The sequence below is a fragment of the Mesorhizobium sp. LNHC252B00 genome (assembly GCF_000502955.1).
Classification (GTDB): domain Bacteria; phylum Pseudomonadota; class Alphaproteobacteria; order Rhizobiales; family Rhizobiaceae; genus Mesorhizobium.
Genome location: NZ_AYWO01000002.1, coordinates 132,007 through 149,504, shown reverse-complemented (window position 1 = coordinate 149,504; position 17,498 = coordinate 132,007). Strand labels below are relative to the sequence as shown.

15 protein-coding genes are annotated in these 17,498 nt (G+C 63.5%); 2 read left to right on the top strand and 13 right to left on the bottom strand.

Going from position 1 to position 17,498, the window contains the following annotated elements; genetic code table 11:
- Positions 1 to 7: 7 nt before the first annotated feature.
- From X744_RS165920 to X744_RS165950, 7 genes are all read right to left on the bottom strand, one after another.
- Positions 8 to 1,663 carry an ABC transporter ATP-binding protein gene (locus X744_RS165920; RefSeq protein ID WP_023757296.1) on the bottom strand — a complete coding sequence of 552 codons (1,656 nt, stop codon included), beginning with the start codon at positions 1,661 to 1,663 and terminating at the stop codon, positions 8 to 10.
- On the bottom strand, positions 1,660 to 2,505 hold the full coding sequence (locus X744_RS165925) for an ABC transporter permease (RefSeq protein ID WP_031259579.1): 846 nt from the start codon (positions 2,503 to 2,505) through the stop codon (positions 1,660 to 1,662). The genes X744_RS165920 and X744_RS165925 overlap by 4 nt, the downstream gene beginning before the upstream one ends.
- Before the next feature lie 2 nt (positions 2,506 to 2,507).
- The gene (locus X744_RS165930) at positions 2,508 to 3,458 is read right to left on the bottom strand and encodes an ABC transporter permease (protein WP_023757294.1); all 951 of its coding nucleotides are present in this window, start codon (positions 3,456 to 3,458) and stop codon (positions 2,508 to 2,510) included.
- 86 nt (positions 3,459 to 3,544) lie between these two features.
- Positions 3,545 to 5,155, bottom strand: a complete 1,611-nt coding sequence (locus X744_RS165935; RefSeq protein ID WP_023757293.1) for an ABC transporter substrate-binding protein — start codon at positions 5,153 to 5,155, stop codon at positions 3,545 to 3,547.
- Between the two features lie 64 nt (positions 5,156 to 5,219).
- The gene (locus tag X744_RS165940) at positions 5,220 to 5,942 is read right to left on the bottom strand and encodes an HAD-IA family hydrolase (RefSeq protein WP_023757292.1); all 723 of its coding nucleotides are present in this window, start codon (positions 5,940 to 5,942) and stop codon (positions 5,220 to 5,222) included.
- Between the two features lie 236 nt (positions 5,943 to 6,178).
- Complete coding sequence (locus X744_RS165945) at positions 6,179 to 7,552, bottom strand: aspartate aminotransferase family protein (protein ID WP_023757291.1); 1,374 nt, start codon at positions 7,550 to 7,552, stop codon at positions 6,179 to 6,181.
- Between the two features lie 124 nt (positions 7,553 to 7,676).
- Positions 7,677 to 8,516 carry a GNAT family N-acetyltransferase gene (locus X744_RS165950; protein WP_023757290.1) on the bottom strand — a complete coding sequence of 280 codons (840 nt, stop codon included), beginning with the start codon at positions 8,514 to 8,516 and terminating at the stop codon, positions 7,677 to 7,679.
- A gap of 318 nt (positions 8,517 to 8,834) precedes the next feature.
- Here X744_RS165950 and X744_RS165955 point away from each other — a divergent pair, with 318 nt between their 5' ends.
- Positions 8,835 to 9,503 carry a haloacid dehalogenase type II gene (locus X744_RS165955; protein ID WP_023757289.1) on the top strand — a complete coding sequence of 223 codons (669 nt, stop codon included), beginning with the start codon at positions 8,835 to 8,837 and terminating at the stop codon, positions 9,501 to 9,503.
- Positions 9,504 to 9,519: 16 nt separating this feature from the next.
- Entirely contained in the window at positions 9,520 to 10,794 is a 1,275-nt protein-coding gene (locus X744_RS165960; protein WP_023757288.1) for an FAD-binding oxidoreductase, read from the top strand.
- A gap of 30 nt (positions 10,795 to 10,824) precedes the next feature.
- Here X744_RS165960 and X744_RS165965 read toward each other — a convergent pair whose 3' ends face one another.
- The 6 genes from X744_RS165965 to argE form a co-directional block, all read right to left on the bottom strand.
- On the bottom strand, positions 10,825 to 12,357 hold the full coding sequence (locus X744_RS165965; protein WP_023757287.1) for an NAD-dependent succinate-semialdehyde dehydrogenase: 1,533 nt from the start codon (positions 12,355 to 12,357) through the stop codon (positions 10,825 to 10,827).
- A 17-nt stretch (positions 12,358 to 12,374) separates the two neighbouring features.
- On the bottom strand, positions 12,375 to 13,418 hold the full coding sequence (locus X744_RS165970) for a tartrate dehydrogenase (protein ID WP_023757286.1): 1,044 nt from the start codon (positions 13,416 to 13,418) through the stop codon (positions 12,375 to 12,377).
- Positions 13,419 to 13,428: 10 nt separating this feature from the next.
- The gene (locus tag X744_RS165975; protein WP_023757285.1) at positions 13,429 to 14,892 is read right to left on the bottom strand and encodes an aldehyde dehydrogenase family protein; all 1,464 of its coding nucleotides are present in this window, start codon (positions 14,890 to 14,892) and stop codon (positions 13,429 to 13,431) included.
- Between the two features lie 149 nt (positions 14,893 to 15,041).
- Entirely contained in the window at positions 15,042 to 15,395 is a 354-nt protein-coding gene (locus X744_RS165980) for a cupin domain-containing protein (RefSeq protein ID WP_023757284.1), read from the bottom strand.
- A 23-nt stretch (positions 15,396 to 15,418) separates the two neighbouring features.
- Positions 15,419 to 16,342, bottom strand: a complete 924-nt coding sequence (locus tag X744_RS165985) for a glyoxylate/hydroxypyruvate reductase A (RefSeq protein WP_023757283.1) — start codon at positions 16,340 to 16,342, stop codon at positions 15,419 to 15,421.
- Positions 16,343 to 16,355: 13 nt separating this feature from the next.
- A complete protein-coding gene (gene argE / locus X744_RS165990) occupies positions 16,356 to 17,480 on the bottom strand; it encodes an acetylornithine deacetylase (protein WP_023757282.1) in 1,125 nt (374 codons plus the stop codon).
- Positions 17,481 to 17,498 lie beyond the last annotated feature (18 nt).

The window sequence follows — 17,498 nt, the reverse complement described above, 5'->3', positions numbered from 1 at the left end:
CGGTTCGTCAGCGATGGCCGTACTGGCTGACCAACTCGGGGTCTCGGACAAGGCCATCGAGCCAGGTCGGATCGAGCTTCGGCACGGAGGAGAACAGAAGCTTGGAATAGGGGTGGGTGGGCGCCTTCAGTCTGTCGGGCGTGATCTGCTCCACCCGTTCGCCATTGTACATAACCATGATTTCGTCGCAGATCGCGTCGACGACCGAGAGGTCGTGGCTGATGAAAATGTAGGAAAGGCCCAACTCGCGCTGCAACTCCTTGAGCAGTTCGATTACCGCGGCCGCCACCACTGTGTCGAGCGCCGAGGTGATCTCGTCGCAGATGATGAGCTTGGGTCCGGCCGCCAGGGCGCGCGCGAAGTTCACGCGCTGCTTCTGGCCGCCCGAGAGCTCCGACGGGCGACGGTAGCGCAGCGTCCTGGGCAGGCGGACCATGTCGAGCAGTTCATCGACGCGCTTCGAGCGCGCCTGCCTGTCGAGCCGGTGATAGAAGGCCAGCGGCCGGGAAATGATGTCCTCCACAGCCTTGGCCGGATTGAGCGCGGTATCGGCATACTGGAACACGATCTGCATCTCGCGCAGTTGGTCCTGGCTGCGTTTCCCCGAGGCGCGCTCCAGTTGCTTGCCGTCGAAAACGATGTCACCGGCCGCCGCCGGATGGATGCCGGCGATGACGCGCGCGAGCGTCGATTTTCCGCAGCCGGATTCGCCGATGATGCCGAGGTTGCGCCCCTTCTCGACGACCAGGCTGACGGAATCCACAGCGCGAATGAGTGGCAGTCCGTTATCGCGGACCGCGCCATAACCTGCCGTCACATTGTCGATGCGCAGCAACGGCTTCACGGCGGCATCTGTGTCCGCATGTGCTTGCCGCGGCTTCGGTTCGAAGGCGGCCAGCAGTTCGCGCGTATAGGGGTGCTGGGCAGCCGAAAGAATCTGTGCCGTGGTGCCGGTCTCCTGCACTTCTCCGCCCTTGAGCACAACAATGCGGTCGGCGATCTGGGCGACGACAGCGAGGTCGTGCGAAACGTAGACACCCGCTATCCCGCCTGCCCGCATGACCGACTTGAAGGCCTTTAGCACGTCGATCTGTGTCGTCACGTCGAGTGCCGTCGTCGGCTCGTCGAAGATCATCAACTTGGGCTCGCCGATAAGCGCCATGGCCGCCGACAGCCGCTGCAATTGCCCGCCCGAAACCTGGTGCGGATAACGCGCGCCGATTCCTTCCGGATCCGGCAGCGACAAGGCCCTGAACAGTTTGACCGCGCGCCTTCGCGCCTGCTCGGGAGACATCAGTCCGTGGATGCGCGTAACCTCGATCACCTGCTCCATAATGGTGGACGAGGGGTTGAAGGAAGCCGCGGCACTTTGCGGAACGTAGGCAATGACGGTGCCGCGCAACTTGGCGCGTTCCTTTTCGGAAAGTGCCGCCAAGTTCTTGCCGTTGACATTGATCTCGCCGCCAGTGATCCGGCAGCCAGGCCGCGCATAGCCCATGAGCGAGAGCGCCACCGTCGTCTTGCCGGAGCCGCTCTCGCCGATCAGGGCGACGATTTCGCCATCGGCGATGTCGAGGCTGACGCCCTTGATGATTTCGACGACGCGTCCGGCATCGGTCGTCGCCTCGATCTGCAAGTTCCTGACCTCGACGAGATTGGTCATGCGTCCCTGTCCCTGATCTTCTGCGGCAGGTTGTCGATCAGCAGGTTGACGCTGATGGTGAGGCTGGCGATCGCCAGCGACGGAACGATGACGGCGGGCGCCGCGAAGGGCAGGCCGCCGATGTTCTCGCGCACCAGCGCGCCCCAGTCAGCGAGCGGCGGCTGCAGGCCGAGGCCGAGGAAGGACAGGCCGGAGAGCAAGAGCACGATGAAGACGAAACGCAGGCCGAAGTCGGCCAGCACCGGGCGGATGATGTTGGGCAGGATTTCGGATCCGATGAGATAGAAGGTGCTTTCGCCACGGACGCGAGCGACAGTCATGAAGTCCATGGTGTTGATGTTGACGGCGAGCGCCCGCGCGAAACGGTAGGCGCCGGGGATATAGATGACGGCGAGCGTCATGATCAGCGCCGGGATCGACGAGCCGACCGCGGCGACGACCACAAGGCCAAACAGCTTGCTGGGGATGGAGTTCATCGCGTCGAGGAAGCGGCTGAGACAGCTGTCGAACCATCCGCCGGTGACGGCCGCGATCATCCCCAGTACCACGCCCGAGAAGCAGGCGATGACGACGGCGGCGAGCGATATGCCGACGGTGTAGCGCGCGCCCATCAGCACCCGCGAGAGCATGTCGCGTCCCAGATAGTCTGAGCCGAGCCACAGGCCCTGACGCATCGGGCCGAAATAATCGTCTTCGACGATGTCGCCGATTGAATGGGGAGTGATGGAAGGCGCGAAGATGGCGATCAGTGTCCACGCCACGATGACCAGCGAGGCCACGACGCCCACGAGATTGTAGCTATGGCCCAGGAAGGACCGTCGGGAAGCTGCCGCGCGCGCCATCGTCACCTCAGCCTCGGGTTGGACATGATGGCGATGATGTCGGCAACCGTGATGAGCAAGAGGTAGCCGAGGCAGAAGATCGTCGCGCAGCTCTGGATCAGCGGCAGGTCGCGGGTCGCGACCGCATCGACCATAAGCTTGGCGATGCCGGGATAGTTGAAGATCGTCTCCACGATGATGACGCCGCCGACCAGATAAGACAGTGATAGCGCAACCGCGTTGACGATCGGCCCGAGTGCATTGGGAAGCGCGTGCTTGAGCACCATGCGGCTGCGCGAGGCGCCTTTGAGAAGCGCCATCTCGACATAGGGCGTGGAGAGCGTTTCGAGCACGGCGGCGCGGGTCATGCGGATCATCTGAGCGGAGATGACGAAGGTCAGCGTGATCACCGGCATCGCATAGATGCGTGCGAGGTCGGTCAGCGAATGCGCCTCGTTGACCGAGGACAGCGCCGGCAGCCATTTGAGATAAACGGCGAAAAGCAGGACCGCGAGGGTCGCGACCATGAATTCCGGCACGGAGATGACGCCGATCGAAAGGACAGTGACGGTGCGGTCGTAGAGGGAACCGCGCAACATGGCAGAGGTGATGCCCAGCGTCAGCGCCAGCGGTACCGAGAGCAGCGTGGTGATGCCGGCAAGCTCCATGGTGTTGATGAAGCGCCCGCCGATCAGCGCCGCGACAGGCATTTCATTGGCGTAGGAGGTGCCGAGATCGCCGTGCAACAGGCCGAGAAGCCAGCGCAGGAAGCGCAGGATTGCCGGATCGTTTAGATGCATGGCCTCGCGCAAGCCGGCAACCGCCTCGGGGGTAGCCGCCTGGCCAAGCAGGATCGACGCGGTGTCACCGGGCAGCATGCTGGTGGCGAAAAAAACGGCGAACAGAACGATCAGAAGTGTAACGACCGCGATTGCCAGCCGCTTCAGCACGAGGTTGAAAACCCCAGATGTCATGGAAGCGCTCCTGCGGTTGCGTTCGGCCAAGCCATGTTGCGCAAGTGGTGCCGGGGACCAGTTGGCCGGTCCCCGGCTGGCGCGTCTCAGGCTTCAAGCCAGAGATATTCCGCCATTGCGTAGCCCATCATGCCACCGAGCGGGTTCGCCTCCAAACCCTTCACCTTGCTGGAGAGGGCATCGACGTTGGAAATGTAGGCCGGGATGATGGTGCCGGCCTCCTCGGAGACCATGGTCTGCATCTGGCCGTAGATTTCCTTGCGCTTGGCCTGGTCGAGCGAGCCGCGCGCCTCGATCATCAGCTTGTCGAACTTCTCAGACTTGTACTGGCTTTCGTTCCAAGGCGCGTTGGAGGCGTAGAGGAGCGAGAACAGGATGTCCGGCGTCGGGCGTGGATTTATGTTGCCGAAATGAATCGGCGCCTTGAGCCAGTAATTGTCCCAATACCCATCGGACGGAACGCGCTGCACGTCGAGCTTCATGCCGATTTCTGCGCCGGCGGCTTGGATGATTGTCGCCATGTCGATCGACGAGGTCGCGGCGTCGGAAGCGATCACCGGAATGGACTGGCCGAGCAGGCCTGCCTTCTGGAAGTGGAACTTCGCCTTGTCCGGATCGAAGGCCTTCGGCTTGACGTCGGGATTATGGAAAATGTTCGCCGGCGAGACCGGCTGGTCGTTGCCGATTTCGCCGAGGCCGCGCAATGCCGATTTGACGATCTGCTCGCGGTTGACGAGATATTTCATGCCGGCCACGAAATCGGCCTTGTTGCCCGGATCCATGTCGAGCCGGATGTTGAGGTCCGTATAGTTGCCCGAGGTCGTCTTCGACAGTTCAAAGCCCTGCTGCCCGCCGATGAGCTTCATCGCGCGTGGATTGATCGAGGCGGCGAAATTGATATCACCTGAAAGCAGCGCGTTGACGCGGGCGCTATCGTCGCTGATGGCGATGAATTCGAAGGAGTCGAGATAGGGCTTGCCCGACTTCCAGTAATTCTTGTTCTTGGTGACGACCGACCGCACGCCCGGTTCGAACGTTTGCAGCACGAAGGCGCCGGTGCCGTTGCCCTTGGAGAAGTCGGTGGTGCCGTCGGAGACGATCATGAAGTGATGCAGCGCCAGGATAGTGGGCAAATCGGCATTCGGGTCGGCGAGCGTGATTTCCACGGTCGATTTGTCGACCGCCTTGAAGCCGGTCATCTGCGCGGCGATCTTGGCGACCTTGGAGCCAACCGATTTGTCGAGATGGCGCTTCAGCGAGTAGATAACGTCTTGTGCGGTGAGGTCCTTGCCGTCGTGGAAGGTGACGCCCTTGCGCAGCTTCACGTTCCAGGTCTTGGCGTCCTTGCTGTCGAAGCTTTCAGCCAGTTCCATCTGCGTGACGCCCTCCTTGTCGAGGAAAGTCAGGCGGTTGTAGAGCGAGCAGCAACGGACATAGTCGGTCGAGAGCGATGCCTTCGCCGGATCGAGCGTGTCGGCGGTCGAGGACGACCAGCCGGCGGCCTTGAAACTGCCGCCGGAAACCGGCGTGGCCGCGACGGCATTCGTGGCGCGGCCGAGCACCAGGCTGCCCGCGGCAATCGCGGCTCCACCGGCCAGCAGCAGCTTGAGGAGTTCGCGGCGGCTCGCGCCCCGCCGAATGGCGTTTTCGACCATGGCATCGTCTGCACCGGTCCAGTTCGTGATCTTATCGGTCATATCATTCCCCTTTCTGTTTGTTTTCCCGGCTTGCTCGTCTTGCTGCGGCTTTCCGGGGTTGGGCTCAGGTTCGTTCCTTCAGGCTTTCCCGCACGGCCGCCGCCAACGCGGCCATCGAGGTGAAGTGGTAGTCGGGCACGGTAAAGCGCTCTGGCTCGATCGTGCCGCCATAGCCCGTCTGGGCATGCCGACGCTGGATCCAGCAATTGGTCAAGCCAAGCGCGCGAGATATGCCGATATCGTGATATTGGCTTTGCGCGACATGCAGGATGTCATCCTTGCTGTCGCCCCTGGAGGCCACGAAATCGAAGACCTTCCGGAAAAATGCTGGGTCTGGTTTTTCCGTGCCCGTATCGTCGGCCGTGAAGGTGGCGAAGAAGGGCGATCCCAGTTGCTTCTCAAAATGATCTAACGCCCAGCGCTGGGCGTTGGTCATGGCGATCAATCTGTGCGATTTCGCAAGGTCCGCCAATGCTGCGGCGCTGTCTGGGAAACCTGTCCAAATGCTGGCGGAATCCCGCAGCCGTACGCCGTATTTTCCTTCAGCGGGCAGGCCGAGCCGCCGCGCAATGAGCATGTACACACGTGCGAGATCGTCGGGGAATAGCCCGGCACCAGGCATGTAGCGGGCCTGCCGATACAAGGCCAGTGCGGCTTCGCCATCGATGGAAACGCCAGCTTCGGCGGCAATCCCGGCCAGGCAGGTCGTTATCCCGCCTTCGAAATCGATCAGCGTGCCGACGACATCGAAGGTCATGTATTTGAACTCGCTAAAGTCCCTGGCCAAACCTGGCTCTCCTCTGCGCGCGGCCGAATTGCATGTGTTGACAGAACATAATTCCGTGCTGCCCGGGGCGTCGGCCTTTTTCGAAGGCTCTGAAATCCGGGCCTTCTGGCCTTGTCTTATGAGCAGTCTGGCACTTCCCACGCGCTGGATTCGCCGAAAAGGCGTGAGGGGGCGGCACAAAATTGCGAAATCGTCTGCACCGGCGATATTTCGAGACACGACATATTTCGCCGCCATCATGCCATCGCCTGGCGGACATCGGGATCGGCCAGCGTTTGGTCGAGGGTCCGGCGCGTGCGCTCAATGATCGCATCGATGTCAGCGTCGCTGCAGCACAGCGGCGGCGCATAGCCGAGAACCCCATGCGCAAAGGCACGGATGATGAGGCGGTTGTCCCAGGCCCTGTCGAAGATGCGCCGCGCCGGCATGGCCGACGCCGGAAGCGGTGTCTTCTTTTTCTTGTCGACCACCAGTTCGACCGCGGCGAGCATGCCGCGACCGCGCACATCACCGACGAGCGGATGGTCCCTCAGGCCCTCCAAGCCCGCCATCAGGCGAGCGCCGGCCTTGATGCCGTTCTCCAGAAGGCCGTCCTCGTAGAGCTTCAAGACTTCGAGCGCCACGGCGGCGCTGACGGGATGGGCGGAATAGGTGTAGCCGTGACCGACGGCCGAGGCGCCCGCGCCATCGGCGATGACGTCATAGACATGATCGGACATGAATACCGCGCCCATCGGAACATAACCGGAGGTCAGCCCCTTCGCGGTCGTCATGAAATCGGGAATGATCTCTTCGTCCGTGCAGGCGAACAGGGGGCCGGTGCGGCCGAACCCAGTGATGACCTCGTCGGCGATGAACAGGATGCCATACTCGCGGCAGAGCTCGCGCATCGCCTTGATCCAGCCTTTCGGCGGAACAATGACGCCGCCCGAGCCCTGGATCGGCTCGGCATAGAAAGCGGCGACCCGATCCGGCCCGATCTCCTCGATCTTGCTCTTCAGCGCGGCGAGCGACGTGGCGATGATCGCCCTCCCGTCGTCGCCCACCGGGTTGCGATAGGGATAGGGGGAGGGGATCTTGTGCTGCCATTCGAAGGGAATGCCAAAACCGGCATGAAAGGCAGGCAGGGCGGTCAGGCCCGCGCCAACCACCGACGACCCGTGATAACCCTGCTCGATGGAAATGAACTGGTCGCGTTGCGGCTCACCCTTCGCATTCCAGTAGTAGCGGACGAAGCGGATCGTGCTGTCGACCGCATCCGACCCGCCAAGCGTGAAAAAAACGTGATTGAGATCTCCGGGCGCGCGCTCGGCGAGCTCCGAGGCGAGACGGATGGCCGGCTCAGAACCGAGATCGAAATAGGCGGTGGCATAGGGAAGCTCGCGCATCTGCCGGGCAGCCGCCTCGACGATGCTGTCATGGCCGTAGCCGGCATTGACGCACCACAGCCCCGCGAAACCGTCGAGGAGCTGCCGGCCGGACGCATCGGTCACGGTCGCTCCCTTCGCCGATTTCAAGACACGAACGCCAACTGCCTCATGGCCGCGATAGGATGAGACCGGATGGATGAGATGGGCGCGGTCGAGTTCGATCAGGGAATTGGCGAGCATTGTTGTCCTCCGGAGGGCATGATGCCGAAAAGTGTGAAGCGGTTTTCGGATGACATCATGCTCTATCTCTTTGATTTAGAGACGGATTCAGATTTCAGGTCATTCGACCTGAAATCATCCGGCTCTAGCCGAGCGCCTGGTTGGCGAGGGCGTAAACTTTTGGCCTGGCGTGTTCCGCGTCATTCTTCTGCGGACGGTCCATGGCCACGCCGCCGCCGACATGGGCGAGGCCGATTTCCTCGAGCCAGCCGGCCATGCCGGTCCCGCTGCCGGTATCCACGCGCAGGAAGGCGCCAAGGCGCGACGCGGCGAAGAAGCCGATCAGGGCCTTCGCCTCTTCGGCATTTCCCGCGATGACCGGACCGATCACCTCGCCGCGTCCGAACGGGCGGATCGCGGCATAGGCCTCGATGGCGCCGTCGCGGCGGATAACGGCGAATTGCCCGCGCTCGGCCAGCGCATCGATCAAAGCTTCACGGTCGGCGCCGTAGGCGTCGCGGTCCAGCGCCTTGATTTGCGGGAGATCGGCGATGCCTGCGGCTCCCACGCCGTCTGGCGCACCGAGCCTGGCAACGCTGCCCTGATGTTGCCGGATCGTGCCGGACGGCACGAAGCCTAGTTTCTCATAGAGAGGCATGCCGTCCGCTGTCGCGACGAGCCGCAGCGGACGGTCACCGGCAAGGGCGAAGGCCTGATCCATCAGCCGGCGCCCGACCCCCTTGCCCCGCACATTCCTGTCGACGATCACCATGTTGATCATGGCGCAATCCATGCCGTAGGGCGTTACCAGGATGGTTCCGGTGACGCGGCCCTGATGGTCGAGCGCGACCGCACCGTTCGAGAGCTGCAGCGCCATCTGCCAATCCTGCGCGCGATGCGGCCAATTCTCCTGGCGAGAAAGCACTACGGCTCCCTCGATATGGTCGGGCCCGAAGGCCTGGAGTTCGATGTCGCCCTGCTGCATGAGGCATCCTTCCGTCTGATGCCAAGTTTCGACCATCGACGCGCCGCAGATCATCTGAAGGCTCTGGCTTCGACAGTATCTTTCGCCGTAGCGCGAGGGGTGTGCCGCATCTTGTGCTGGCGCAGTCCGCGGCGGAGGCGCTTCACGCCGATCGCGGCGCCGCGATCGGCAAGCCAGATGCTACAGCATGCCAAAGCGGATGGCGGATACGGAACTTTCTGCTTTCGGGAGGCCCATTTCGGTCAGGTCGCTCGTCGCCTGCAGGCTTATGATGAAGTGTATCGTACCGCTTGGTGCTTCCACCGGAGATCGACGGACATGGCTTCCTTCAGGCCCAAATACTTCACCTTCGACTGCTACGGCACGTTGACCTTTTTCCAGATGGCGGAAGCGGCGCGCGACCTCTACGGCAGCCGGCTCGATGAACCGCATATGCAGGAGTTCATCAAGAACTTCGCGGCTTACCGACTCGACGAGATCATGGGCGACTGGAAGCCCTATGCCGACGTCGTTCACAACGCGCTGCAGCGTACCTGTAAGCGCAACGGCGTCGCCTTCAGCCCCGAAGATGCCAGAATGGTGTATGAACGCGTCCCGACCTGGGGTCCCCACGCGGACGTCCCGGCCGGTCTCGCCAAGGTCGCCAAGGAAATTCCGCTGGTCATTTTGTCCAACGCCATGGACGCGCAGATCATGTCCAATGTCGAGAAGCTCGGCGCGCCGTTTCATGCCGTCTACACGGCTGAGCAGGCGCAGGCCTACAAGCCCCGCTTCAGGGCTTTCGAATACATGTTCGACATGTTGGGCTGCGGCCCGCAGGATGTTCTTCACTGCTCGTCTTCGTTCCGCTACGACCTGATGTCAGCACACGATCTCGGCATCAAAAACAAGGTCTGGGTCAATCGCGGCCACGAACCGGCCAACCCCTACTATGGCTATGTCGAGATATCAGACATTTCGGGTCTTGCCGGCGTCGTTGGGCTCTGAAACAGGCGGATTGAAAATGAAGTTCGTCTCCTACTGGCACGACACCGCCGCCGTCTTTTCCGGCGGGGCGCAAGGCCCGGTCGAGGGACACTACGATGCCGCCATCATCGGCGGCGGCTTCACCGGCCTTGCCGCCGCACACCGACTGGCAAAGGCTGGCGCGAAGGTGGCTGTGCTGGAGGCGGAGCGGGTGGGCTGGGGCGCATCCGGACGCAACGGCGGGCACCTCAACAACGGCCTCGCCCACAGCTACCTCTCCGCCAAGGCGGAACTCGGCAAGGATCGCGCAATCGCGCTTTACCGGGCACTGGACGATTCCGTCGACACCATAGAGGCGCTGGTCGCGGAGGAAGGCATCGATTGCAATTTCCGCCGCGCCGGCAAGCTGAAGCTCGCCTCCAAGCCGCAGCATTTTGATGCGATCGCCCGCAACTTCGAAGCCCTCCATGCCGAGGTGGATCCGGATACGGCGCTGCTGTCGGCGGCGGATCTCAAGTCCGAGATCGGTTCGCCCTTCCATGGCGCGATGCTGTCGAAGAAGAGTGCCATGATGCATATGGGCCGCTATGTGGCGGGTCTCGCCACTGCAGCTGCCAGCCACGGCGCCGCCATCCACGAGAATGCGGCGGTGACCGACCGCAAGCAGGCTGGTAAGCGGCATGAGCTGACCACTTCCCGAGGCCAGATCAACGCCGACAATGTGCTGGTGGCGACCGGCGCCTACACCACACCCAATTTCGATTATTTCCGCCGCAGGATCATCTCCGTTGGCAGCTTCATCATCGCCACGCGCCCGCTGAGCGACGCCGAGATCGCCGCGACGATGCCGGGCAACAGGACATGCGTGACCTCGATGAACATCGGCAACTACTTCCGGCTCTCGCCTGACAAGCGCCTGATCTTCGGCGGCCGCGCACGCTTCTCTGCGACATCGGACCAGCGCTCCGATGCCAGGAGCGGACAGATCTTGCGGGCAGGCCTCGCGGCGATCTTTCCGCAACTCGCCAACGTCGAGATCGACTATTGCTGGGGTGGGCTTGTCGACATGACCAAGGACCGCTTTCCGCGGGCCGGTTACCATGACGGCGTCTGGTACGCGATGGGCTATTCCGGCCACGGCGCGCAGCTGTCCACGCATCTTGGCATGATCATGGCCGATGCCATGCTCGGCCGCGAGGACCGCAATCCGCTGAAGGGACTCGAGTGGTCTGCGATTCCTGGCTATTCAGGCAAGCCCTGGTTCCTGCCGATGGTCGGCCTCTACTACAAAATGCTCGACCGGATTCAGTGATCGTCGATCCGGGGCTTCAGCCAAATTGCCTCAGCCCAGCCCACCGATGTGGAAGCTCTTCATCTCGAGATATTCCTCGATGCCGGCCTGCGCCCCTTCACGCCCGAGGCCGGACTGCTTGACGCCGCCGAAGGGGGCCACTTCCATCGACACGGAGCCGGTGTTGAGCCCCACCATGCCGAACTCCAGCGCCTCGCCGACGCGCCAGGCGCGTTTCAGGTTTTCGGTGTAGAAGTAGGAAGCAAGCCCGTAGGGCGTGCCGTTGGCCAGCGTGATCGCCTCCTCTTCCGTCTCGAAGCAGAAAAGTGGCGCGACCGGGCCGAACGTTTCCTCGCCAGCGAGTTGCATGTCCTTTGTGGCGCCGGTCAGCACCAGCGGCGCGACATACTGAGCGCCGACGGGCAATGCCGGCCTGGTTGTGATGATCGCCGCACCTTTGGCGAGCGCGTCCTCGACATGGCGGTTTATCTTCTCGACCGCTGCCATGTTGATCATCGGCCCGATAGCGACGCCGGGCTGCGTGCCCGGTCCCACCGTCATGGCGTTGACGCGGGCGGAAAGCTTCTCGGCGAAGGCTTCATAGACACCGGCCTGGACGAGGATGCGATTGGCGCAGACGCAGGTCTGGCCGCCATTGCGGAACTTGGAGACCAGCGCGCCCTCGATGGCGAGATCGAGGTCGGCGTCGTCGAAGACGATGAAGGGCGCGTTGCCGCCGAGTTCGAGGCTGAGCCGCTTCACGCTATCGGCCGCACCGCGCATCAGCAGCGAACCGACCCGCGTCGAACCGGTGAACGAGATCTTGCGAACGGCCTCGTTCGCCATGATCTCGTTGCCGATCTCGGCTGGCATGCCAGTGACGATGTTGATGACGCCGGCGGGGATGCCGGCGCGCTCGNTGATCTCGTTGCCGATCTCGGCTGGCATGCCAGTGACGATGTTGATGACGCCGGCGGGGATGCCGGCGCGCTCGGCAAGCACGCCGAGCGCCAGCGCCGAATAGGGCGTGAACTCTGACGGCTTGATGACCACCGTGCAGCCGGCGGCCAGCGCCGGCGCGACCTTGCGGGTGATCATCGCATTGGGAAAGTTCCATGGCGTGATGATGCCGCACACGCCTACGGGTTCCTTCAAGACGATGATGCGGCGGTCTTGCGTCGGCGAGGGGATGGTGTGACCGTTGATGCGACGGGCTTCCTCCGCGAACCATTTGACGAAGGACGCGCCGTAACGGATCTCGCCCTTGGCCTCGTCCAGCGGCTTGCCTTGTTCGGTCGTCAGGATCAGCGCAAGATCGTCCAGATGCTTAAGCATCAGCCCATGCCAGGCCTCCAGGAGGACTGCGCGCTCAGCGTTGGTTTTCTTTCTCCAATCGCGATAGGCGGAAGCCGCGGCCTCTACGGCCGCGCGGGTGTCCGGACCGGCCATGTCGGGCACCGTGCCGATCGCCGCCTGGGTCGCCGGATCGACGACGTCGACCGTCCTGCCGGAGCCGGCTGCGACCCATTGGCCGCCGATCAAGCCGGCTTCGCGGAAGAGACTTTTGTCCTTCAGGTTTTTCATCGAAAACGACCTTGCAATCAGGTGAGGGAAGCGACGATGGCGGCCGTAATGGCCTCCGTCCGGTCCTTGCCGGGAATAGTGCCTATGCCTCTGGCGGTTGCGGCTTCGACCGCTTTCACAACGCGGTCGGCCGCAGCCTTTTCACCGAGATGATCGAGCATCATGGCGCCGGACCAGATGGCGGCGATCGGATTGGCGATGCCGAGATGGGCGATGTCGGGCGCCGAGCCGTGTACCGGCTCGAACATCGACGGCGCCGAGCGGCCGGGATTGATGTTGGCCGAGGCGGCGTAACCGAGCCCGCCCTGGATCGCCGCGCCGATATCGGTCAGGATGTCGCCGAACAGGTTGGAGGCCACGACCACGTCGAGGCTCTCCGGCGCCATGATCATGCGCGCTGCGAGCGCATCGACATGATAGCTGGTGACTTCGACATCCGGATAATCCGCGGCCAGCTTTCGCGTGATCTCGTCCCAGAACACCATCGAGTATTTCTGCGCGTTGGACTTCGTGACGGAGGCCAGCTTGCCCCGACGCGACCGCGCCTGCTCGAAGCCGAAGCGCAGGATGCGCTCGACGCCGGCGCGGGTGAAGATCGAGGTTTCGACGGCGACCTCGTCCAGCGTGCCTTGATGCACGCGCCCGCCGGCACCGGAATATTCGCCTTCGGTGTTCTCGCGGATGCACAATATGTCGAAGTTTTCAGCGCGCAGCGGGCCGGTCACGCCCGGCAGCAGGCGGTGCGGCCGGATGTTGGCATATTGCACGAACGCCTTGCGGATCGGCAGCAGGAGACCGTGCAGCGAAACGGAATCCGGCACCTCCGCCGGCCAGCCGACGGCGCCGAGAAGAATGGCGTCAAAGCCGCGCAAGGTCTCGATGCCGTACTCGGGCATCATACGGCCGGTTTCCTTGAAGAATTTGCAGGACCACGGGAATTCGGTTCCGGTCAAGGCAAAGCCTGCGCGTTTGGCTGCAGTCTCCAGCACCGTCCAGGCGGCGGCGGTCACATCGCGGCCGATGCCGTCACCGGGTATCAGGGCGATCGAATAGGAGTTCATCGGCATCTCTTTACAGGCTGATCAGGACGCTCTTGGTCCTGCGGTTGGCATGATAGGCCTCGCGGCCGAGATCCTTGCCGATGCCGGAGCGCTTGTAGCCGCCGGTCGGCAGGATATGGTCGCGCGAGCGGCTGTAGCGGTTGACCCAGACAGTGCCGGCTTCGAGCTTGCGCGCGAAGCGGATGGTGCGGGACAGGTCGGAGGTAAACAGGCCGGAAGCAAGCCCGTAGGTTGGATGGGTGGAAAGCGCCAGCGCCTCCTCCTCGGTCTCGAACGTCTGGATGGTCAGGACCGGGCCGAAGATTTCCTCGACGATCGCCGGATTGGCCTGGTCGACATTTGCTATCAGCGTCGGCTCGTAGAAATAGCCGGGATTGTCCATGACGTTGCCGCCGGTCAGGCATTCGCCGCCTGCCTCGACCGCGGCCTTGACGATGCCGTCGATACGCGCCCGCTCCCGCTCCGAGATGACAGGCGAATACTGTGTCGCCTCGTCCCAGGTCGGGCCGGGCCGCACAGCTTTCATCCGCTCCAGGATGGCGGCCGTCAAATTGGCGGCCACGCTCCTCTCGACGATCAGGCGCGTGCCGGCCACGCAGGCCTGACCGGCATTGAAGGTGACGCTGCCGGCGATGGCCATTGCGGCCTTGTCCAGATCGGCATCGGCAAAAACGATCTGCGGGCTTTTGCCGCCGAGTTCCAGCGTCATCGACTTGACGCCGGTGCGGGCGACATTCTCCATGATTGCCGATCCGGCGCGGGTCGAGCCGGTGAAGGAGATCTTGGCGATCTCGGGATGGCCGGTCAGCGCCGTGCCCGTCGTCGGACCATCTCCCAGCACAACGTTTATGAGTCCTGCCGGCAGGCCCGCCCTCACCGCGAGTTGCGCCATATAGACTGCCGAGAAGGGCGTCATTTCCGACGGCTTGAGGATGACCGCATTGCCTGCGGCCAATGCCGGAGCAAGCTTCCATCCGGCCATCGAGATGGGAAAATTCCAGGGCGTGATGGCGCCGACCACGCCATAGGGCTCGCTCATGATCATGCCCAGACTGGCGTCGTCGGTCGGCACAAGCTCGCTGCCTTCCTTGTCTGCGAACTCGGCAAAGAAGCGGATCTGTTCGGCGGTGACAGCGATGTCGCCGGCGACGAGCTGCCCGACGGGCCGCGTCGAGCACAGCGCCTCGATCCTGGCCAGCGTTTCGGCTTCCGCCTCGATCAGGTCGGCCCAGGTCTGGAGTGCCTTCGTCCGTTCGCGCGGGCGAACATTGCTCCAGTTGCTGGACTTCAGCGCCGCCTTGGCGCTTTCCACGGCACGGTCGACAATATCGACGCCGGCCACTGGGCAGGCGGCATACACCTTGCCGTCCGACGGCCGGCGCATCTCGATCGCACCCTCGGCCGCGACCAGTTCGCCGCCGATGAAATGGCCAACGGGAAGCGAAACGGCATCCGGGTCGAAGCTCAGGCCCATGGCACCCACTCTGGAATGTTCCGCGGGAGCCTAGCGCAGGCAGGAGCGCAGCATGCACCGTTCGACGATCGGTCGCGGATGATTGTTGTGCGCCGGCGATGACAGACGGCAAAATCTGTTGCGGAGGGCCGGCGCTTCGCCAGCTCCCGTTACCCTACAGTTACGTAGATCTTGCGCACCGTTTCGATGGTCTTCCAAATCCCGGTGAAGCCAGGTTTCATCACGAAGCTGTCGCCGGCGCGGTAGGTCTCCGGCTTGCCGCCGTCCGGCGTGATTTCGATCACGCCGGCGAGGATGTGGCAGAACTCGAAAGTGTCGCCCTTGATCGAGCGCGTTTCCCCAGGCGTCGCTTCCCAGACGCCGGTGTGGACGAGATCGCCCTTGGCGACGTCCTGCGCCCAGGTCTTGAAGGCCGGGTTGCCGGAAATCAGCCGTTCGGGCAGCGCCCCGGATTCGCGCGGCTGGAAGGCAGGACTGGTATCGACGGTCTTGAGCAGGGACAAGGGATGGCCTTTCATGTTGAACTTCAATAGCCGCGCGACCGGTCGACGAGCCCGATGGGGTCAAGACCGGCGCGGTAACGCCTGATGTTTTCGACAACGGCCTGTGCGGCGCCGGCGGGCTGGGTGACGCTGGCGATATGCGGGGTCAGAATGATCTTCGGATGCGACCAGAACGGATGGCCCGCCGGCAGTGGTTCGGGATCTGTGACGTCGATCATCGCCGCCGAGAGTTGGCCGCGGTCGAGCGCGGCGAGAAGCGCCTCGTGGTCGAGCTGCGGCCCCCGGCCAGCGTGGACGAGCGCCGCCCCCTTGGGCAGCTTCGCAAACAGGTCGGCATCGAGGAAACCCCGCGTCTCCTCGGTCAGCGGCAGCAGGCAGACCAGTATGTCGCTGGCCGCGAGCATCTGTTCCAGCCCAGGCTCGCCATGATAACAGGTCACGCCCTCGATCTGCCGCGGCGAGCGGCTCCATCCGGCAAGTGGGAACCCGAAGGGCTTCAATCGGTCGAGGACGGCTTGGCCAAGCTGCCCGAGGCCGAGCACGCCGAGCCGGCGTGACCCGGCCTGAAGTTGCGCGATATCGTGCCATGCGCCGGCGCGCTGCTGCGCCAGATAGGCCGGCAGGTTGCGATGCAGCGCAAGCACGGCCAGCGTTACATACTCCTGCATCATGCGCACGATGCCTTCCTCCATCATGCGCACGATCTTCACGTTCGCAGGCACCGCATCGAGGCGAAACTGATCGACGCCGGCGCCGATGGAAAACAGGATTTCCAGGTTCCTGTAGCGGGCGAGCTTGTCCGGGACGGTCCAGCTGATCAGGTACCGCACGGCCTCGGGATCGACCGTTGCGGCATTGGTCGCGAAGGGGACGTCCGGCAGGTCTCTCGCGAAGACATCGGCGAAGATCGCCCCGCGGGGCGCATCCGAATTGAACAGGAATGTCATTCCGGCTGCCCCTTCACGTCGCGCAACGGGCGCCCAATGTCTCGATCAATTGCTGGCAGGCGGTGAGTTCGCTGGCGAGAATGTATTCGTCCGGCTTGTGGGCGCGGTCTATGTCGCCGGGGCCGCAGATGATCGCCTCGAACCCCGCGGCCTGGTAAAGTCCGGCCTCCGTGCCGTAGCTGACGGCGGCGAGCGGCACCTCGCCGGTCAATTCGCGCAGCAGTCCCGCAAGTGGCGCATCCTGCGGCAGCGACAGCGCCGGATAGGCGCTCATCGGTGTCCACTCGATGCGAAAGCCATTGGCCGCAAGGGCCTCTGCGCGCGCTCTTACAGGCGCCAGCAGGCTTGCCGGGTCGACGCCAGGTATGGCGCGTGCCTCCAGGTCCAGCGTGCAGGTGTCGGGGATGATGTTGACCTGATGTCCGCCCGCCACCACGCCCGCTTGCAACGAGGAGTAGGCCGGCTCGAAGGCGGAGTTGAACGGGCCGTGCGTCAGCCGCTCGGCTTCGTTCACAGTCGCGGTCAGCGCTTCGGACATCGCATGAATGGCGTTGAGCCCAAGATCAGGCCGTGAAGAATGGCCGGGGCGCCCTTTGATGGTTATACGGGCGGCCGCCTTGCCCTTGTGGCCGCGTACGGCGCGCATGCCGCTCGGCTCGCCGACGATGACGCCGAGCGGTTTTGCGCAAAGCTCGGGAAGCCGGGCGATCAGGTGTGGCACGCCGCGGCATCCCACCTCCTCGTCATAGGAGAAGGCGAGGTGGATTGGCCTGGCGAGGCGCAGCCCCGCCAGCATGGGCACGGCCGCGAGTGCCGCGGCAAGAAACCCCTTCATGTCCGTGGTGCCACGTCCGTAGAGCCGTTTGCCCTCCTTGCGCAGCGCAAAAGGCGCCGAACTCCATTGCGGCTCGCTGGCGGGAACAACGTCCATATGGCCGGACAGAATGTAGCCCGGGACATCGGCGGGGCCGATCGTCGCGAAAAGATTGGAACGATCGCCTTCCGGTCCCGGCAGCAAAGTGACCCGCGTGCTGTGCTGCGCGAGATAGGCCTCGATCCAGCCGGCAATATCGGCGTTCGGCTTGCCGGCGACCGATGGAAAGGCGACGAGACGATCGAGGATGTCGAAGACGTCCATTCCAGCCCTCAAAGCGTT